Genomic DNA, 18,573 nt, shown 5'->3' on the forward strand with positions numbered 1-18,573 from the left:
TATGAGTTCGCGCCCGAGTTGCATTATGCCGATGACGGGATTAGCTGGTAATGCAGCTGGGCTGCTCGGCGCTAGTCGCACCACGCCTTCGATATTCGTTTGAATTCGTTCAGCGTCATTTTGGGACGATTCAAGGCGCCACCCGGAAATCGGCGCCTCTTTAATCACCCGCAATCGCATCTGCGACTGCGGGTATTTTTATTCCAGCGTAGCGAGCAGCGCCCGCGCTTGCTGCACGACGTCCGCATCGTTTGGCCTGAACGGCATGTCCACGGCTTGCGGCAGGTGCTGGTATTGGGCATTGCTGCTGCGGGCGTAGGCGGGGTCGTAATGGCGGTCGATCAGTTCGCGCGCCAGATCGATACGGCGCCCGGCATCGACCAATTGCTGCCAGCCCTGGATCACCTCGCGGCTGTGCAGGCCAAGCATGCGCTGCAACTGCGCCTTCAGCCCATCCGGGTCGTCAAACAGCGCCGCGTAATCCTGTTGCAGAAATGCGGCGCGGTCCTCGCGCGTGGACATCACGTTGACGCATGCACCTTGATGCATGGCGTTCAGCAAGGCAGGAGGCAATTCGATGGCGCCGATCTTGCGGCTCTCGGCTTCTACGAACACGGGCTGCGTGGTATCGAGCTCGCGCAGCCGCGCCGCCAGCAGCGTGTCGAAATGCTTTTGCGAAGGCTGTGCGACGCCGGGCAGCGCGCCCAGCAACGAACCCCGATGCGAGGCCAGCTGTTCCAGGTCCAGCGTCTGCGCGCCGGCTTGCGCCAGGGCGTGGAGCAGACGGGTCTTGCCGCTGCCGGTAGGGCCCACCAGCACTACGCAGCGCAACGCGGGCGGCAGGCTTGCCAGCGCTGCCAGGGTAGCGCCACGGTAGGTCTTGTAGCCGCCGTCCAGTTGCCGCGCGCGCCAGCCGATCATGTTGAACATCAGCGTCATGGAGCCGGACCGCTTGCCGCCGCGCCAGCAGTAGATCAGCGGCCGCCACGCTTGCGGCCGGTGGGCGAAGGTGGTCTCCAGGTGCAGGGCAATGTTGCGGGCGACCAGCGCCGCGCCGATGCGCGAGGCCTCGAAGGGCGAGACCTGGCGGTAGAGCGTGCCGACCCGCACGCGCTCTTCGTTGTTGAGCACGGGAGCATTGATCGCGCCGGGGATGTGGTCATCGGCATATTCAAGCGGCGAGCGCACGTCGATGATTTCATCGAACTCGTGCAGCTTGTCCAGGGATACCAGCAGGTGTTTCACGATGAGGGCCGAAGAAGGGTCGATGCGATGAAGGCGGCCACTAGAATAATGCTTTCCCGCAGCGCGGGTTCAATATCGCGGGTTGCCTTGGTTTCTCCGCATCATCATCGGCTTCGGACATGGATTTTTCCTTCAATTGCGCCACCTGCGGTCAGGTTCATCACGGGCTGCCGAGCTTCGGCGCGGAGGCGCCCGAAAGCTATTACCGCCTTGCGCCCGACGAACGCTCGCAACGCGGCGACCTGGGTAGCGACGACTGCGTAATCGACGAACAGTATTTCTTCATACGCGGCTGCATCGAGATTCCTATCCATGGGCATGCCGAGCCCTTTGTCTGGGGTGTGTGGGTGTCGATCAGCCTGGCCAGCTATGAGACCTGGGTGCGTACCTTCGATGCGCCCGAACGCGCGCAAACGCCGCCGCTGTTCGGTTGGCTGAACACACGGCTGGCGCCTTATCCCGAAACGCTGAGCCTGAAGACGCACGTGCATCTGCGCGATGGCGGCATCCGGCCGTCGATTCAACTGGAACCTACCGACCATCCGCTAGCGGTCGAGCAGCGCGAAGGAATTGCAGTGGAACGCGTCGCGCAAATCTACGCGATGCTGGTGCATGGCGCCGATGGCGCGCAAGCCGAGGAGGGCGCATCTTGAATGCTGACGATATCTTCCAGGCTGCGCGCGCGGGCGATGCCGATCGCGTGCGCGCCTGCCTGGCCGCCGGCGCGGATGTAAGCGCGATCAACGACTATGGGTTCACGGCGTTGCAGTCGGCGGCCATGGGCGCCAATGAAGCGGACATCGCCGCGAACCTCGCCGTGCTGACACTGCTGATCGAGGCGGGCAGCCCCTTGGAGTATCAGCGCGACGGCCGCACCGCGCTCTATCTGGCGGCCGAGTTCGCGCCAAGTACCGATGCGGTGCAACTGCTGATCGACGCAGGGGCGCAGTTCGATATTAAAGACGGTCACGGCAACCACATCACCGCGAACGCAATGATGCCGCAGGTGCAGGAATTGCTGTCCTCGCTCACGGGCGTGGAGCTGGTGGAACCCGAGCCGGAGCCCAAGCCGGTGAAACTGAGCGCCACAGCGTGGCGTGCGGCGCAAAGCCGTCTGGATGTCTTGTTCGCCGCGTTGACGCAGGCAGGCCTTGTCGCCTTGCAGGACGCGGGCATGACGCAGTCGGACGCTTTCTCGGATTGCAGCGAAGTCTTTCACGAGCGCGGCGGCGTGGCGGCCGGCTTGCACGGCTTCTGTTTCTACACGCGGCAGGATCGCCACCGCGCGAAGCGGGAAGGCCGGTTGGACCTGGCGTTCTGGGGCGCACCCGAAGGCGCGGATGCGGACATGCTGCGCGTGGGCGAACTGATCGTGCGAGCGGCCGAAGCGGCGGGCTTGCCGGCGACGTGGAATGGCAGTGCGGGAAGACGGCCGACGTTGATCCTGTACTGATCAGGTCGCGGAAAGCGAGGCATCGACGCCTCGATGCAATGGGATGTTTTCCTCATCCCGACTTGCACGTTTTCTGAAACAACGCTATTATTCAAGGCTTGCTTTTTGACGCGCCCGTAGCTCAGCTGGATAGAGTACCTGGCTACGAACCAGGGGGTCGTAGGTTCGAATCCTGCCGGGCGCACCAAGCTTTTCAAGATCAATGGTTATGGCATCAGCCTTATCTGCGGATCGAAAAAAGTTTAGAAAAAAAAGCAAAAGCAGTAAAAACGGTGAAATTGTTCTGATATAATTTTGCCTCTTTGTCGGAGCGCCCGTAGCTCAGCTGGATAGAGTACCTGGCTACGAACCAGGGGGTCGTAGGTTCGAATCCTGCCGGGCGCACCAAGTTTCAGGTCACACTGAAACAACGCGACAAAGACACTGCAAGAAAATGAAAAAGCCTTTGATCATTGATCGAAGGCTTTTTTGTTTTGCGGCGGCGTTTTGATTTGGTGATTTGCTGTGGCGCCGGCTAGTGAGTCTCATGCTCTGCGGCTTTGGCTTTCTCATTGTCGTCTTCAAACCCCCAGTCTCCAACACTTGCCCAATCGTCGCCCAGCAGTTCGGCCGGGTGCATGGTGCGGTTCGAGCCATTGCCGCACTTCATGGAATCGGACGCACAATATTGGTCGCAGCCCCAGCAGACGCGCTCGGGGTGCTTGGGATGCATCGGAAATTTCTTGGCCATGGCGATGCCTGGATGGTGATCTCGGGTGCCGAAGGGTGGTGACATGGAGCTTGGGCGATAGAACCAGCGTACTGCGCGGCACGCCCACCGCTCTTTGATATGGCGCAACCCGCGCCGCAACCCAAAAATCCGTGCATCTTTGCCTGCCGATTTGCGCGATCTGCTTTTTTCATGTTATAAACACGCCTCTTTCGGGGCGCCCGTAGCTCAGCTGGATAGAGTACCTGGCTACGAACCAGGGGGTCGTAGGTTCGAATCCTGCCGGGCGCACCAACTTATATTGAACACGCGATGGCCACGCCATCGCGGTTCCGCCAAAGCGCTAAAACGCTTGGGCAATGCAGCAAAAGAAAGCGGCTTGATGGTCATCCATCAAGCCGCTTTTGTTTTGTCTGCGCTTGTCCGCGCTTTGGATGCGCGGTCAACCCGGCGCATCACGCAGCGCTGCGCATCACCGCACGCGCATCACGACACGCGCATCACCACACCCGTATAACCCGACCCGTCTGCGCGCCTTCGACGCTGCGGCGGTAGGCCAGCGCCACGCGGGCTGCGGGCGCGGCTTCGAAGCCGGGGAAGTAGGGGCCGTAGGACGGCATCGATTCTTCAAGCACGGTGGGGCTGACCGCATTGATGCGCAGGCCTTGCAGCTCGACGGCTGCGCCGCGCACGAAGCCGTCGATGGCGGAGTTGACCGCCGACGCGTTCGCACCAAAGCGGATCGGTTCGTCGCTGACGATGCCGCTGGTCAGCGTGATGGATCCGCCCGCGTTCAGATAGTGTTGTCCGATCAACGCCAGGTCCACCTGGCCCAGCAGCTTGTTATGCAGGCCGATCTTGAACTGTTCGGCATTCATTTCGGCCAGGGGGCCGAAGTGCAGCGCGCCGGTGGTGGAGACAATTGCGTCCACCTTGCCGACCCGTTCGAACAGGGCGCGGATGCTGTCGCTGCGCGTCACGTCAACCTGATGCTGGCCGTTCGTCTTGCCGACGGTGATGATGTCGTGGCGCTGGCCGAGTTCTTCGGTGACTGCGCGGCCAATGGTGCCGGTCGCGCCGATAAGGATGATTTTCATGTAAGCCTCCGGGATGTGTCCGATGTTTGATAAGGGTTTGGCAAGCGCTGGCCTGACGCCAATGCATAGAGGCATTCTCGCCGTTCGATATCCGTGGAAAAATCCGCGCATGGTGGAAACACTTCACACTCGGGGTGCGTAATACATGGATCGCTTGCTCAGTATGGAAGTCTTCGTCGCGGTCGTGGAACAGGGCAGCCTGACGGCCGCCGCGACCCGGCATGAGATGTCCACGGCCATGGCGGCCAAGCACATCAAGGCTTTGGAAACGCGCTTGGGCCTGCGCCTGATGAACCGCACCACGCGCCGCCAAAGCCTGACCGAAGCGGGGCAGGCGTATTACGCGCGCTGCAAGACCATCCTGGGAGACATCCGCGACGCGGAGCAGGGGGCCGAAGCCTTGCGCCTGACGCCGCGCGGGCATCTGCGCGTCACCTCGTCGGTGACCTTCGGGTCCTTTGAACTCGCGCCGGCCATTGCCGACTATCTGTCCGTCTATCCCGACGTCAGCGTCGAGCTGGTGCTCAGTGACGTGGTCGAAGACATCGTGGCCGCCCGCTATGACGTCGCGGTGCGTATTGGTGAGCCTGCCGATTCGGGCCTGGTCGCGCGCACGATCGGGCGCTACCAGATGGTGATCTGCGCCGCGCCCGCCTACCTGGAACGCTACGGCACGCCGGCCACGCCCGACGACCTGATGCAGCATCAATGTCTGGATTTTTCGTACTGGAGCCGTCGCACCGGCTGGCAGCTGACGGGAGACGACGGCAGCCAGGCGGGCTACCCGACGGGGCGCTTCGTGTCCAACAATGGCCAGGCGTTGCGGCAAGCCGCGCTGGCGGGCTTTGGCGTGGTGTTGCAGCCCGAGCTGCTGCTGGGCGAGGATATGCGCGCGGGCCGCCTGGTGCCCATCCTGCAATCGTTCTGGCCGGTCGCGCGGCCCGTTACGCTGCTGTACCAGAAGGACAGGCAGGCCTTACCCAAGCTGACCACCTTCGTGGACTTCCTGGTCGAAAGCTATACGCGCCAGCCCGCAGGGCCTGTTCACGCGTGACCTCGTCGGCGGTCCACCGCCGTCAACGAAAGGCCGTTCTTGATCATCCGATACGCCTGGCCGCCCAGCCACGTGACCATTTCGCCGGAGCTGGTGCGGCAGATGCAATGCGTTTTGGGATCGAAACGGGAGGTGCCCAACGCGGAATATGCCTCCAGATCCGCAACGAAGCGTTCGATGCGGTACAGGGTGCCATCGGGTGATGTGACGAGCACATCGGTCAATCGTCTTGCGGTGCCGAGCATACTCAGTACCTCCACGGGCCGTCAGTGTTGCGGCGCCAAATTCTTGTGGACGTCTCTTCGGGTCGCGGATTCACCAAGCGTGGCGCACCCACGGCACTACAGAATACGGCCTCCAAACAATGAATCATCGAGTTGTTCGGGTGACACGCCCAGCGCCTCGGAAATGCGGTCCAGAGCTACTTGCCGGGGGCGGGGCCGTGGCCTTTCCAATTCAATGTAAATGGAATGATCCACACCGAGCCGAGCAGCCATATCCGCAGTAGAGATATTCAGATGCTCGCGCCATGCGCGTATCAAGCTCCAATCGTTGCCGGTTTTCAAGTTGACGACAGCCAGGGGTAGCGTATTGTTTCCGGTGGCTCGATTCTTGTGCGAGCCTGCCGGATCGGCGCTATGCACGTTGCGCCGGGCCGAGCCGCTTTTGCGGGCATCGCCTCGGGGCGTCGTGACATTGGATTCAGCGGTGAATATAGCGCCGCCGTTGATTTGGCGATACTGCCCATTGCCGATCCAGGCGATTGCCTCGCCGTTATCGAGCATGCATTCGCAATCCAGGTGGTAATTGCTGGGAACGCTCTCAAGTTTGGCGATAGTTTCCGTGGTCGTGGCGTGGCGAACCACACGATGCAGAGCACCGTCCGATGAACGCACGAATACGTCGGGAAGTCGCCAGGAAAAAGGGATGATGATCTCCGGGTCTGAGCCAGTGCCGCCACTGTAGCCCGCCATCAAAACGGCGAAATTTGGGGTTTCCCCTCGGCCATTGCGGCTAGTTCGTTTCTACTCGATCTAGACCGTAAAGATCTTCACAAATGTTCACGGAGCATGTGCGAATTACACGGGCTGGCCGAAAGCGGCCGCCAGTACGCGCGGCATGACCTCGGCCGCCGCCCCGTGCAGATTGCAATGCGCATGCGCGTCCAGCGGGGTCGGGTTGGGATTGACCTGCACCACCGTGGCGCCCGCCGCCAACGCCCGTTGCGGCAGTTCGGCGGCCGGATACACCAGCGCCGATGTGCCGATGCTAAAGAGCAGGTCGCATTGCTGCGCGGCGCGCAACGCGGTGCTCCAGGCGTCCGACGGCAGGCTTTCGCCAAACCACACGACGCCGGGCCGCACGGGGGCGCCGCATTGCGTGCATGACGGAGGGTCAATGCGCCGGCCTTCGTCGGGCTGGCCTGGGTCTGGTCCGTCTGCATTCGGGGAGTCTGTATTTGACGCCCCTGCATGTAAATCGTCGGCACTTCGCTTGTCTGTACACCCCGTGTCGCCCACCGCCTGGGGCGCGCCGCAGCGCGAGCAGCGCGGCGCGTGCAGGCTGCCATGCAGGTGCACCACCTGCGTGCTGCCCGCGCGCTCGTGCAGGTCGTCCACGTTCTGCGTAATCACCGTCAGGTCCGGCACGTGGCGATGCAAGGCCGCGATGGCCTCGTGCGCGGCGTTGGGCGAGGCGCGCAGGGCCTGCGCACGCCGCCATTCATACCAGCCCCAGACGACGTCCGGATGCGCGCGAAACGCCTCGGGCGTGGCCAGCGCCTGCGCATCGAAGCGCGACCACAAGCCCGTCAACGCATCGCGGAAGGTGGCGATGCCGCTTTCCGCCGAGACGCCGGCGCCGGTGAACACGACGACACGCTGCGCGCTGCGCAGCGCCTGAACCAGACTGGGCGGAATATCGTGATGCGAATTTTGCATTTCAAACCTTCAAGACAGTCCGATACGCTGCGCGCGGGCACGCCGCCCTGTCAAGCGCGTTGTGCCCCGCAATTGCACGCGTGCGCCGCTCACTTCCGGGGCGCGCGTGCGCAAGCATCCCGAATGATGGATACTGCTTTTCTCATCTAGGATTTCGCTATCTGCCGGAGGCCGTCATGCCCGCATCAAACACCGTGCCTGAATCGAACACCGGTTTGGACCGGCTTCGTCGTTTTATCGCCACCGCCACCCGCCTGGCCAGCGCCGATGCCCTGGCGCAGACGCCCGCGCTGCAAGAGGCTTTTGCCGATCTGGTGCGGCATGATGATTGGTTGCCGGAAGCCTGTACCGCACCGCATCCGCAGTACTACCAGCAATATCTGCTGCATTGCGACCCCTTGGAACGGTTTTCACTCGTGAGCTTCGTGTGGGGCCCGGGCCAGTCCACCCCCGTGCACGACCACGAAGTCTGGGGCTACGTCGGCATGCTGCGCGGCGCGGAGGTCAACCAGCGTTACGTGCGCCACGCCGACGGACGGATTGAAACCCTGGGCGAGCCCTCCACCTTGCACCCCGGCGACGTCGAACGGCTGGATCCCGCCGAAGGCGACATCCACCGGGTGTCCAACGCCCACGCGGATCGCGTGTCCATCAGCGTGCACCTGTACGGCGGCAACATCGGCGCGGTGTCGCGCCACGTCTATGACCCGGCATCCGGCCAACCCAAGCCCTTCGTGTCGGGATATTCCTCAGCCAGCATGCCCAATCTATGGGACCGATCGGCCGCCGTGCGCGCGTCGATTCCGGCGCTTCAGCGCTGACTCCGGCAAAGCGTGCCGCCGTTGTTGGGCGGCGGCGTCCCGTGCTATGTTCGCGTCCTAAATATTAGGAAGTACAAAGATGGACAAGACGCTGCTCAAGGGCTTGATGGTGTTGGAAGCGGTGACCGATGTGGACAATCCGCCGCGCACCATCGACGCGCTGGCCGCGCGGGTCGGTCTGACCCGCAGCAATACTCACCGCACGCTGCAAACGCTGATACACGCCGGCTACGTCATCAAGGATGACGACGGCGGCGGCTATCGGGGCGCCGTGCGGCTGTTTGAATTGGCCGCGCGCCAACTGGCGCAGTTGGACGTGCGCAAGCTGGCCGGCCCGTTCATGCGCAAGCTGGCGGACCAGACGGGCGAGACGGTGCACCTGTCAGTGCTGGACGGGTTCGATGTGGTTTACGTCGACAAGATCGACAGCCCGCAACCGATCCGCGCCTACTCGATGGTGGGCGGCCGAGCGCCCGCCTACGCAGTGGCCACCGGCAAGGCGCTGCTGGCCTATCAGCCCGAAGGCTATGTCGAGCGCTATGAGGACAAGCTGGTTCGCCACACGCCGTCCACGATCGTGTCGATGCCCTTGCTCAAGGACGAACTGCGCAAGATCGCGCGCGCCGGCTACGCCGTGAATCGCGGCGAATGGCGCGAGGGCGTGGGCGGCCTGGCTGTGACCCTGTTCAACAGTCTGGATCAGGCGGTGGCGGCCGTCGGCATTTCCGGCCCGCTCGACCGCCTGAGCGCCGCTAGGATGAAGCAGCTGGCGCCGGATGTGTCGGCCTGTGCGCAGTCCATTTCGCAAGGGATGGGCTATCGGCGCGGCTATCTGGATCAATAGCCGGGGCGCGTTGCGATAAGGCGCTGGCGATACGCAGCGCCTGGTCGCGCGCCAGGCGCGCATTCACATCCATGGACGTAGTCCAGAAATAGGTGCCGCCCGCCAGGCTGCCCAGCACCGATATCGGTTCCTGGATCGCGCCCTGCGCGTCTTTCAGGCAGCCCGTGTCGAAGTCCAGCGCCAGCCCGCCAAAGGGATCCGGCTTCGCATGGCCTTCGCGCAGCAAGCCCGCTATCAGCGCGTCCTCGGTGCGCGCCACGTCGACCGAAAAGCTCGTGGCGTTGATCAGCACGTGGCTGCGATGCTCGGCCATACCGTCGGGCCCGCTCAGGCGGGTATGGAACTGGCCGCTGGCCACGTCATGGCGGCTGTCGATGAAGCCCGCTCGAACCTGCAACTGGCCCGTGCCGAACAGCGCTTGCAGCTTCAAGGCGTTGCGCATTGGGAACGTGGCGCGGCGCGCCATCCACAATGCGCGCCAGCGCGATTGGAACCGCTGGCGTTCGGCGTCCGGCATCAGGCGCCAGATCAGGTCGACCGCCGAATTCGTCGCGGCCGCGACCGCCTGCCATGGCCGCGCGGCTTTTGAAGATCGGTGTATTTCCTCGTCCAGCGCGCGTGCGGCATCGGTGGCCAGGCCAAATATTTCGTCCGCGTCGAGCGCGCCGTCCAGCGCCCGTACCTCGTCTTGCAGGGCTTCTGCGATCACCTCCAGCGACAGCGAGCCGTCGTGGCGCGCGGCAAGCGCCGCCGCGCCGTCGCGGCTAAGGTGGCACAGTGCCGACGGGCTCTGGTTGTGCGGACTGCGCACCGACGGCAGGCGGCCGTTGCGCGAGACGCACAGCAAGGGTCCGCGATGGCCCGATTGCTGCAAGGCCGCCACCGCATCCACGGCGCTCAGGCTCGTGCCGACGATGCAGACGGACGCATCCGGCGCGATGCCATTGGCTAGTTCGGCCACGGGGTAGGGGCTGTTGAAATAGCCGGGCGCGTCTTCCAGGGTTGGGAAAGCCTGCGACGGCAGGTTGCCGTTGCACAGCACCGCATGGCGGGCGACGCAGGACTGCGCAGCGTCGGCATCGATGAGGACGCTGCCGTCCGGCAAGGGCGCCACGCGCCGCACCCGGCTGGGCACGTGGACCAGTTCGATACCTTGCGCCTGAGCCAACTCGCGGCAGCGCGCATAGACCGCGCGCATATAGGCGCCGAACAGCGGGCGCGGAAGGAAGTCAGACGGCGCGATGTCGTTAACGCCATAGCCGCGCAGCCAGACGGGATCCTGCTCGCGCAGCCACTCCACGAAGTCCAGCCGATGGTCCGCCCGCGCCGACATATTGCCGGCCGGAATGTTGAGCAGGTTGCTGGGCAGATCCTCCTGATAGGCCCCGCCCGGCCCCGGTTCTGCCTGCGGTTCGAACAGCGCGATGGACAGCGGACGCGCCGCGCCCTGCGTCTGCCAGCACAGCAGCAACTGATACAGGAAGCTGACGGCGACCGAGCCGCCGCCCACGATGGCGACGTCGGCGTGGCGCCCGCTCATTTGGCGGACGACATGCGGACCACGTCGCCCCAGCGCGCGACTTCCTGCTTCAGCACGCGGCTGGTGTCGGCCGGCGAGGTCGCCACCGCATCCGCGCCCAGCTTGAGCGCGGCCTGCTGCACCGATGCCATGGAGGCGGCCTTCTGCATGCCGGCAGAAAGCTTGTCCACGACTTCGGGCGGCGTCCCCGCGGGCGCCAGCAACGCGTAGGCGGTGGCGACGGAATAATCCTTCACCCCTTGTTCCATCAGCGTGGGCAGATCGGGCAACGCGGTGGCGCGCTTGGCGGTGGTCACGCCCAGCAGGCGGATCTTGCCGCTGGCCACTTGCGGCAACAGTGCGGGCAGCGTTTCGATGACCATGTCGATCTGGCCGCCCAGCAGGTCGGTAATGGCCGGGCCGCTGCCGCGATACGGCACATGCATCAGCCGCGTGCCGGTCACGACCTGGAACAGCTCGCCCGCCATGTGCTGCGACGTGCCGGGCCCCGCCGATCCGAATGTGATGGTGCCGGGCTTGCTCTTGGCCAGCGCGATCAATTCCTGCACGTTGTTGGCCGGCACCTTGCTGTTGACGGCCACCGCCATCGGCATGCTGGTGGCCATCGACACGCCCACGAAGGCGGTGGCGAAGTCATAGCCCGGTTTGTCCGGCATGGCCGCGTGGATCGCGTGGCTGCCCACTGCGCCCATCAGCAGCGTGTAGCCGTCGGGGGCGGATTTGGCGACATATTCCGCGCCGATCTCGCCGCCCGCGCCTGCCTTGTTCTCGACCACCACGCCTTGCCCCAGGAAGTCCCCCAGGTGCTGCGCATAGATGCGCGCGGCGGCGTCGGTCGCGCCGCCGGGCGGAAAGGGTACGACCATGCGTACCGGTTTGGTCGGCCAGGACTGCGCCAAAGCGGGGCCGGTGGCCAACGCCAGAACCGCGCCCGCCAGGGCAATGCGCCACGTCTGCTTCATGAATGTCTCTCCTTGGTGTGATCAGGCCGTCATGCGCGGATAGGGAAGTTCTACGTCGACCCGACCGGCTGCGGCCTGTTTTTATAAATCCTAATATTTAGGACTCGTATTCCAAAAGATGGTTTACGTAGAATTCCACACGGTGATATGCTGGTCAACAATTAAGCGCGGCACCTAGGGATTGCACTAGGAATCGTGCGGAACTTCTCCCGGAAACTTCGGGCGACAGGCATGATGCCATCTGCAAAAGCGGCGCACTTAGAATATTTTCCGCATCCTAAATATTGAATTTTCATAATGAGAGGTCAGACATGACACCCAGTTCGGCACTGGCCGGCATCACCGTGCTGGAAATTTGCAACGTCGCGGCGGGACCGTTTTGCGGCATGTTGTTGGCGGATATGGGCGCCGACGTCATCAAGGTCGAGAACCCGGATGGCGGCGACACGCTGCGCAGCTGGCCGCCCATTTCGGACGGCTACAGCGAGAACTTCGCTTCGTTGAACCGCAACAAGAAGTCGGTGACGCTGAATCTGAAAGACCCCGGCGACCTGGCCTTGGCGCGCGAATTGGCGCAGACCGTGGACGTGCTGATCGAGAACAACCGGCCCGGCGTGATGGATCGCCTGGGACTGGGCTACGCGCAACTGCGCGAGGCCAATCCCAAACTTGTCTATTGCTCGATCTCGGCCTATGGCCAATCGGGTCCGCGTTCGCAAGAGGGCGGCTTTGACCTGACCATCCAGGCCATGAGCGGCATCATGAGCGTGACGGGCGAGGCCGGCGGCGAACCGGTCAAATGCGGCGTGCCGGTGGCCGATTTTTCGGCCGGCCTGTATGGCGCGTTCGCTATCGCCTCGGCGCTGCGCGCAGCGCAGGCCAGCGGCCAGGGCACGCACATCGATGTGCCGATGCTGGGCGCGACGCTGGGTATTGCTGCCTTGCAGACCTCGGAATTCTTCGGCAGCGGCAAAGACCCCGTGAAGCTCGGCTCGGCGCATCCGCGCAACGCGCCTTATCAGGCATTCCGTTGCAAGGGCGGCTACTTCGGCATGGCGGCGGGCAATCAGGCGCTGTGGAAGAGCGTCTGCGCCACCGTCGGACGCGAGGACCTGCTGGCCGACCCGCGCTTTACCGACACCAGCGCGCGCGCCCGTCACCAGACGGATCTGCGTGACATCCTGGAAGCCATTTTTGCGGCCGACGACGCGCAGACCTGGCTGACGCGTTTTCGCGCGGCGGGCGTGCCTTGCGCGCCGATCAACACCTATTCCGAAGTACTGGCCGACCCGCAGGTGGAACACATGGGCTGGGTGCAGCCGGTGCAACTGCCCAACGGCGTCGAGACCCGCACCTTCGGCCTGCCCGTGCGCTTTGACGGCCAGACCACGGCGCTGCGCCTGCGTCCGCCGGCCTTGGGCGAACACAACGACGAAGTGCTGGGCGCGCTGCGCGCGGCCAAGAAGGGAGTGCCGGCATGAGCGGCGTGCTGCATATCAACAAACAGGGCGTGCGCCATACGCTGACGCTCACGCGCCCGGACAAGATGAACGCGCTGTCCGCCGAATTGGTGGACGCGCTGCTGGCCGCGCTGGACGACGCCGAAGCGCAAGGCGCCAAGCTGATCGTCCTGAAAGGCGAGGGCAAGAACTTCAGCGCGGGCTTTGATTTTGGCGACTGGCAGGCGCAAAGCGAAGGCGACCTTTTGCTGCGTTTCGTGCGCATTGAAACGCTGCTGCAACGCCTGGCCGCCTCGCCCTGCCTGACCGTGGGGCTGGCGCACGGGCGCAACTTCGGCGCGGGCGTGGACGTGTTCGGCGCGTGCAAATGGCGTATCAGCGCGCCGGACGCCACGTTCCGCATGCCCGGCCTGAAATTCGGTTTGGTGCTGGGCACGCGGCGCTTTGCCGCGCTGGTGGGCGCCGAGCGTGCGCGCGCCGTGCTGGAACAGGCCGCAACCTTCAGTGCGGAAGAAGCCTTGCGTGATGGCTTCGCAACGCGGCTGGCCGTGACCGAGGAATGGCCCGAGCTTGAGCAGCAGGCGCTGGAAACGGCCACGGCCCTGACGGACGCCAGCCGCATCCAGCTGTACGCCGCGCTATCGCAGGAAACGCCCGATACCGACCTGGCGCGCCTGGTGCGTTCGGCGGCAGCGCCGGGATTGAAGGACCGCGTGGCCGCCTATCTGCAAGCGCGCTAACGGCACAAGAATCAGCAGGGAGAGGAAGACGATGGCTTCGGGATTCAACCAAAAGAACAAGCAGTGCACGGTGGCCGAGCTGGCCGCGCTGGTGCCCGATGGCGCGTCCATCGCGCTGGGCGGCAGCTTCTTGCATCGTGGCCCGTTCGCGTTCGTGCGCGAACTGATCCGGCAGGGCAAGCGCGACCTGGAACTGGTCAAGCAGTCGCCTGGTTATGACGTGGACATACTTTGCCGCGCGGGCGTGCTGCGCCGCGTGCGCGCCGGCATTGTCGCCATGGAAGGCAACTTCGGCCTGGCGCCCTGGTATCGCCGCGCCGTCGAACGGCGCGAGATCGAACTGGAGGAACACGCCTGCGCCAGCCTCACGGCCGGCTTGCGCGCCGCCGCGTTCGGCGTGCCGTTCCAGCCTTGCGGCGGACTGCACGGCAGCGGCCTGCCGGAACTGAACGGCTGGGCCTGCCTGGACGACCCTTACGGCAGCGGCCAGAAAACCTATGTCGTGCCGGCCATCCGTCCGGACTTCGCCGTGATCCAGGCCTCCGAGGTGGATGCGCTGGGCAATGTGCGCGTGCATGGCACGGCGCATTGGGACCGCATCATGTCGCGCGCGGCGGGCAGCGTGCTGGTGGTGGCGGAAAAACTCGTGGACAGCGCCGTGTTCGAGGCGCAACCGGAATCGACGCTGGTGCCGTACTTCATGGTGCAGGCCTATGCCGTGGCGCCCGGCAGCGCATGGCCCGGATCATGCTGGCCGGACTACGCCATCGACTACCCGGCCGTCGAGGCCTACATGGACAAGAACAGCGATCTGCAAGCACATCTGGCCGCCGCGCCTGAAGCAAAAGGGGGCAATCATGGCTGATCAATGGTCGGGCTTTTCGTACATCGTCACGAATCTGGCGCGCTTCATCCGGCCCGATGAAATCACGTTCAGCGGCGTCAATTCCACCATGCCGATGCTGGCCTGCCTGTTGGCCAAGCGCGCCTACGACTGGGACTTCGTCTACATCAACGTGGCGGGCGGCGTGAATCCGCGGCCCTCGCAGATTCCCATTTCCAGTTCCGATCCCGTGCTGGCCGAACACACCGCATCGATCTTCTCGAACGAGGATTTCTACGACCTGTGCACGCGCGGCCGCATGGACCTGACCTTCCTGGGCGCGGCCCAGATCGACGGCGCGGGCTGCGCCAACAATTCCTGCATCGGCGACTGGCACGAACCCAAGGTGCGGCTGCCGGGCGGCGGCGGCGGCGCGGTGATGCTGCCCACCGCCAAGCGCGCCTGCACGTGGCGCACCGAGCATTCGCGCCGCACCTTCGTGTCCAAGCTCGACTTCATGACGTCGTGGGGCGGATTCCACGGCGTGGTGACGCCGATTGCCGTGTTCATCAAGCGCGACGGCCGGCTGGCCTTGCAGTCCTGGCATCCCGAATCCAGCCTGTCGGAAGTGCGCGAGCGCACGGGCTTTGAATTCGACGCCACTGGCGCGGGCCCGACCGAACCGCCGACGGCGTCTGAAGCGCGCGCGCTGCGCGAGCTGGACGCCGACGGCCAGTTCGAACGCGACGCCGCGGTCGCGTTGCGCTAGGGAGACTTCCATGACCCTTGCCGAACCGACGCTGGTCGCGGCGTTCGCGCGCGCGTGGCGCCAGCCTGAATGGGCGGCGCGCGCCGCCATCGTGACGGCCGACGCCACGCTGACGTATGCCGACCTGCACCGCCGCGTGGCGCACATTGCTGGCGGCCTGCGCGCGGCCGGCGTTGCGCCCGGCAGCTTTGTCGCCATCGCGATGGAGCGTTCGCTGGATCAGGTGCTGACGATACTGGGCGTGATGGCGGCCGGCGCTTGCCCTTGTCCGTTGGAGCCCCGGCTGTCCGCCGAGGAAACAGCGCGGCGCGTGGCGGCGGTAGGGCTGACCTGGATGTTGCGCGATGAAGCCAATCTGGCGACGGCGGCGGGCAGCGGGCTGGCCGCATCCCGAGTGCTGGATGCGGCGACACTGGCTGGCGCGGCGCAAGCGCCCGGCGCCAGCGAACTCCGCATCGACGACATTTCGCCCGATGCGCCCGGCCTGTTGCTGTTCACCTCCGGCAGCACCGGCAACCCCAAGGGCGTGCTGCTCAGTCACCGGGGGCTGGCCAACAATGCGCGCGGCGTGCTGGCGCATACCGGTTTGACGGACCAGGACCGGCTGCTGCACGTGATGCCGCTGCATCACACCAACGCGCTGAACAACCAGATCTTCGCGCCGCTGCTCGCCGGCGCTTGCGTGGCGTTGGCGGGCCGCTTTCGCGCCGATGACATGCCGGGCCTGTTGCGCGACTTCCGTCCCACCATCATCACCGGCGTGCCCACCATGTATGCGCGCATGCTGGAACTGGAATTCGACCCGCAAAGCCTGGCGGGCCTGCGCTTTGCGCGCTGCGGATCCGCGCCGATCACCGAAGCGCTGCACCGTCGCATCGAAGCCTTCCTGGGCTGCCCGCTGGTCGTGTCCTACGGCTTGTCCGAAGCCACCTGCACGTCCACGATGAATCCACCCGAGGCGCGCCGCATCGGTTCGGTAGGCACCGTGCTGGCGGGCCAGCGCGTCACGCTGCGCCTGCCCGACGGCGCCGAGGCCGAGCCGGGCGGCGAGGGTGAAATCTGCATCGAGGGCGACAGCCTGATGCTGGGCTACCTGGGCGTGGACAACGGCGGCGATGCCGCGCCGGCCTTGCTGCGCACGGGCGACCTGGGCCGCTTCGACGAGGCGGGCTATCTCAGCATCACGGGCCGCATCAAGGACGTCATCATCCGTGGCGGCGAAAACATCTCGCCCGCTCTGATCGAAGGCGTCGTGACGGGGCTGCCGTTCGTGGCCGCATGCTGCGTGGTTGGCGCGGCGGACGAAGACCTGGGCGAAGTGCCGGTCGTCTTCGTGCAGCCCAAGGCCGATGCGAAGTCGGATGCGAGCGAGGCGGCCGTGATCCAGGCCGAGGTGCTGGCGCGGCTGGGCCGGATCTACGTGCCGCGCGAGGTGCTCTGGCTGGACCGCTTGCCGGAGAACGCGGTGGGCAAGGTGGACCGCAAGGCGCTGGCCAAACTCGCTTCGCGCGCGGCCGAGCATGCCGAGGCCATCTCGTCGAAGTAGGTAGACCAGATCCGGGTCAAGGGCGAAGCGGCAGGGTTGCCGACGGCGGCCGCCGATGCGCTGCGCAGCCAGGCTTTGCCCGCCTCGCTGACGCCCGCGGCCAGCGTCGCCTGATCTTGCAGCGCCGCGTGGCTGATCGCCTGCGCGGCGTCCAGTTGGCATTGCCACTGCTTGCGGGTGAGTTCACCCAGCGCCGGCGCAATCTGCTGCCAGTTGCCGTCGAACTTCAGCGGCGCCAGCGTGGACAGGCATTGGTTGGTGCTGTTGCTGGCCAGCCGTTGCCCCAATGCCAGCCAGCGCTGCTGGCTTTCGCGGGCCAGGTCGGCCAGTCGCTGGCAATACGCGGTGCTGGCGCTTGCCAGATCCAGGGTCAGGGGGGCGGTGGTCTTGTTCATCATGCGTCCTTTTATAGAAGTGGTAAGGGGCAAGAAATGCACTGGCCTCAGGCCATCTGGCTGAGGGTCTTGCGAAAACGCTTCAACGAGAAGGCGAACAGCACGCTGCCGATCAGCGCCAACGCCAGGAACGGCTGCCAGACGACAGAGAGGCCCGCGCCGCGAAACAGGATGGCCTGGCCCAATTCCACGAAATGGGTGGTGGGCGCAGCCAGCATGATGTGCTGCACGAACTCGGGCATGCTCTCGCGCGGCGTGGTGCCGCCAGACAGCATCTGCAACGGCAGCAGCACCAGCACCAGCAGCATGCCGAACTGCGGCATGCTGCGCGCCAGCGTGGCCATGAAGATGCCCATGGACGTGGTGGCGAACAGATGCAGCGCCACGCCCGCCAGGAACAGCGTCACCGAGCCTTCGACGGGTACGTGCAGCAGCCCGCGCACCACGAAGGTCAGGGACAGGCCCGCCGACACCAGCACCACCAGCCCCATCGACCACACTTTCGCCACCATGATTTCGGTGGGCGTGACCGGCATGACGAGCAGGTGTTCGATGGTGCCGTGTTCGCGCTCGCGGATCAGCGCCGCGCCGGTCAGGATGATGGACAGCATGGTGACGTTGTTGATGATCTCCATCAGGCTGCCGAACCACGCCTGGGTAAGGTTGGGGTTGAAGCGCATGCGCACGGCAAGGTCCACCGGCAGCTCGGTGGGCTTGCGGTAGCGCCGCACGAATTCGTTGATCTCGTCGCTGACGATCTGCTGGATGTAGTTGCTGCCCGTGAACGCCTGGCTCATGCGCGTGGCGTCTACGTTCAGCTGGATCTGCGCGGGCTTGCCGGCCAGCACGTCGCGCTGGAAATTGGGCGGGATGTTGACCGAGAACGTATAGCGCCCGGCGTCCATGCCCGCGTCGGCCTCGGTGGCCGTGACGATCTGCGGCTGCGTGAAGTGCGGCGGATAGAAGGCCGAGGTGATGCGCGAGGACAGCGGCGAGACGTCCTCGTCCACCACTGCGATGGCCGCGTTGTGCAGCGATTCGGGTACGGCGGTGGCGGCGGTGTAGATCATCAGCGTGAACGACACGAAGATCAGCACCAGCATCATGGGATCGCGCGCCAGGCTCCACAATTCCTTGACGCCCAGCCGGAAGATATTGGCAAGATGTCGCTGCAT

19 protein-coding genes and 3 tRNA genes are annotated in these 18,573 nt (G+C 64.9%); 13 read left to right on the forward strand and 9 right to left on the reverse strand.

Features of this window, described 5'->3' with window-relative positions:
* Positions 1 to 198: 198 nt before the first annotated feature.
* Positions 199 to 1,245: a tRNA 2-selenouridine(34) synthase MnmH gene (mnmH, locus tag API01S_RS00655; RefSeq protein WP_061302631.1), complete on the reverse strand. Its 1,047-nt coding sequence runs from the start codon at positions 1,243 to 1,245 to the stop codon at positions 199 to 201.
* Positions 1,246 to 1,364: 119 nt separating this feature from the next.
* On the opposite strand from mnmH, the gene API01S_RS00660 reads away from it, so the two are divergent.
* The 4 genes from API01S_RS00660 to API01S_RS00675 all read left to right on the forward strand — a co-directional run bounded on the left by API01S_RS00660 (position 1,365) and on the right by API01S_RS00675 (position 3,085).
* Positions 1,365 to 1,898 carry a DUF2199 domain-containing protein gene (locus tag API01S_RS00660; RefSeq protein WP_061302633.1) on the forward strand — a complete coding sequence of 178 codons (534 nt, stop codon included), beginning with the start codon at positions 1,365 to 1,367 and terminating at the stop codon, positions 1,896 to 1,898.
* Positions 1,895 to 2,698, forward strand: a complete 804-nt coding sequence (locus API01S_RS00665; protein ID WP_061302635.1) for an ankyrin repeat domain-containing protein — start codon at positions 1,895 to 1,897, stop codon at positions 2,696 to 2,698. Before API01S_RS00660 ends, API01S_RS00665 begins: the two co-directional genes overlap by 4 nt.
* Positions 2,699 to 2,808: 110 nt before the next feature.
* Positions 2,809 to 2,885, forward strand: a tRNA-Arg gene (locus API01S_RS00670).
* A gap of 123 nt (positions 2,886 to 3,008) precedes the next feature.
* Positions 3,009 to 3,085, forward strand: a tRNA-Arg gene (locus tag API01S_RS00675).
* A 127-nt stretch (positions 3,086 to 3,212) separates the two neighbouring features.
* On the opposite strand, the gene API01S_RS00680 is transcribed toward API01S_RS00675, so the two are convergent.
* Positions 3,213 to 3,428 (reverse strand): DUF3079 domain-containing protein, encoded by a 216-nt coding sequence (locus API01S_RS00680; protein ID WP_061302637.1) that lies wholly within the window; start codon positions 3,426 to 3,428, stop codon positions 3,213 to 3,215.
* Between the two features lie 196 nt (positions 3,429 to 3,624).
* On the opposite strand from API01S_RS00680, the gene API01S_RS00685 reads away from it, so the two are divergent.
* Positions 3,625 to 3,701: transfer RNA gene (locus API01S_RS00685), tRNA-Arg, on the forward strand.
* Between the two features lie 206 nt (positions 3,702 to 3,907).
* On the opposite strand, the gene API01S_RS00690 is transcribed toward API01S_RS00685, so the two are convergent.
* Positions 3,908 to 4,504 (reverse strand): short chain dehydrogenase, encoded by a 597-nt coding sequence (locus tag API01S_RS00690; RefSeq protein ID WP_061302639.1) that lies wholly within the window; start codon positions 4,502 to 4,504, stop codon positions 3,908 to 3,910.
* A 145-nt stretch (positions 4,505 to 4,649) separates the two neighbouring features.
* Between API01S_RS00690 and API01S_RS00695 the strand changes: the two genes are divergently transcribed.
* Positions 4,650 to 5,558 (forward strand): LysR family transcriptional regulator, encoded by a 909-nt coding sequence (locus API01S_RS00695; RefSeq protein WP_061302641.1) that lies wholly within the window; start codon positions 4,650 to 4,652, stop codon positions 5,556 to 5,558.
* Here the strand turns inward: API01S_RS00695 and API01S_RS00700 are convergent.
* From API01S_RS00700 to API01S_RS00710, 3 genes are all read right to left on the reverse strand, one after another.
* Positions 5,549 to 5,803 carry a hypothetical protein gene (locus tag API01S_RS00700; RefSeq protein ID WP_174544655.1) on the reverse strand — a complete coding sequence of 85 codons (255 nt, stop codon included), beginning with the start codon at positions 5,801 to 5,803 and terminating at the stop codon, positions 5,549 to 5,551. The two genes, API01S_RS00695 and API01S_RS00700, sit on opposite strands and share 10 nt — an antisense overlap.
* 96 nt (positions 5,804 to 5,899) lie before the next feature.
* Positions 5,900 to 6,532 (reverse strand): helix-turn-helix domain-containing protein, encoded by a 633-nt coding sequence (locus API01S_RS28660; protein ID WP_084802330.1) that lies wholly within the window; start codon positions 6,530 to 6,532, stop codon positions 5,900 to 5,902.
* A 105-nt stretch (positions 6,533 to 6,637) separates the two neighbouring features.
* A complete protein-coding gene (locus API01S_RS00710) occupies positions 6,638 to 7,498 on the reverse strand; it encodes an SIR2 family NAD-dependent protein deacylase (protein ID WP_061302643.1) in 861 nt (286 codons plus the stop codon).
* A gap of 176 nt (positions 7,499 to 7,674) precedes the next feature.
* Between API01S_RS00710 and API01S_RS00715 the strand changes: the two genes are divergently transcribed.
* Both API01S_RS00715 and API01S_RS00720 read left to right on the forward strand, forming a co-directional pair.
* The gene (locus API01S_RS00715; protein WP_254598521.1) at positions 7,675 to 8,319 is read left to right on the forward strand and encodes a cysteine dioxygenase family protein; all 645 of its coding nucleotides are present in this window, start codon (positions 7,675 to 7,677) and stop codon (positions 8,317 to 8,319) included.
* Positions 8,320 to 8,398: 79 nt separating this feature from the next.
* Positions 8,399 to 9,163 carry an IclR family transcriptional regulator gene (locus API01S_RS00720; RefSeq protein WP_006220625.1) on the forward strand — a complete coding sequence of 255 codons (765 nt, stop codon included), beginning with the start codon at positions 8,399 to 8,401 and terminating at the stop codon, positions 9,161 to 9,163.
* Here the strand turns inward: API01S_RS00720 and API01S_RS00725 are convergent.
* Together API01S_RS00725 and API01S_RS00730 are read right to left on the reverse strand one after the other, a co-directional pair.
* A complete protein-coding gene (locus API01S_RS00725; protein ID WP_061302645.1) occupies positions 9,072 to 10,703 on the reverse strand; it encodes an FAD/NAD(P)-binding protein in 1,632 nt (543 codons plus the stop codon). The two genes, API01S_RS00720 and API01S_RS00725, sit on opposite strands and share 92 nt — an antisense overlap.
* Positions 10,700 to 11,665 carry a Bug family tripartite tricarboxylate transporter substrate binding protein gene (locus API01S_RS00730; protein WP_050729904.1) on the reverse strand — a complete coding sequence of 322 codons (966 nt, stop codon included), beginning with the start codon at positions 11,663 to 11,665 and terminating at the stop codon, positions 10,700 to 10,702. Before API01S_RS00730 ends, API01S_RS00725 begins: the two co-directional genes overlap by 4 nt.
* A gap of 311 nt (positions 11,666 to 11,976) precedes the next feature.
* Here API01S_RS00730 and API01S_RS00735 point away from each other — a divergent pair, with 311 nt between their 5' ends.
* From API01S_RS00735 to API01S_RS00755, 5 genes are read left to right on the forward strand one after another with little or no spacing between them, the layout of a single operon-like run.
* Entirely contained in the window at positions 11,977 to 13,146 is a 1,170-nt protein-coding gene (locus tag API01S_RS00735; RefSeq protein ID WP_006220622.1) for a CaiB/BaiF CoA transferase family protein, read from the forward strand.
* Entirely contained in the window at positions 13,143 to 13,865 is a 723-nt protein-coding gene (locus tag API01S_RS00740) for an enoyl-CoA hydratase/isomerase family protein (RefSeq protein ID WP_061302647.1), read from the forward strand. The genes API01S_RS00735 and API01S_RS00740 overlap by 4 nt, the downstream gene beginning before the upstream one ends.
* Before the next feature lie 31 nt (positions 13,866 to 13,896).
* A complete protein-coding gene (locus API01S_RS00745) occupies positions 13,897 to 14,730 on the forward strand; it encodes a CoA transferase subunit A (protein ID WP_050729907.1) in 834 nt (277 codons plus the stop codon).
* Positions 14,723 to 15,457: a CoA-transferase subunit beta gene (locus API01S_RS00750; RefSeq protein ID WP_050729908.1), complete on the forward strand. Its 735-nt coding sequence runs from the start codon at positions 14,723 to 14,725 to the stop codon at positions 15,455 to 15,457. The genes API01S_RS00745 and API01S_RS00750 overlap by 8 nt, the downstream gene beginning before the upstream one ends.
* A gap of 10 nt (positions 15,458 to 15,467) precedes the next feature.
* Positions 15,468 to 17,003: a class I adenylate-forming enzyme family protein gene (locus API01S_RS00755; protein ID WP_061302649.1), complete on the forward strand. Its 1,536-nt coding sequence runs from the start codon at positions 15,468 to 15,470 to the stop codon at positions 17,001 to 17,003.
* A gap of 442 nt (positions 17,004 to 17,445) precedes the next feature.
* Here the strand turns inward: API01S_RS00755 and API01S_RS00760 are convergent, their stop codons facing one another.
* The gene (locus tag API01S_RS00760; protein ID WP_061302651.1) at positions 17,446 to 18,573 is read right to left on the reverse strand and encodes an ABC transporter permease; all 1,128 of its coding nucleotides are present in this window, start codon (positions 18,571 to 18,573) and stop codon (positions 17,446 to 17,448) included.

Source organism: Achromobacter piechaudii NBRC 102461 (assembly GCF_001571245.1).
GTDB classification, from domain to species: Bacteria; Pseudomonadota; Gammaproteobacteria; order Burkholderiales; family Burkholderiaceae_B; genus Achromobacter; species Achromobacter piechaudii.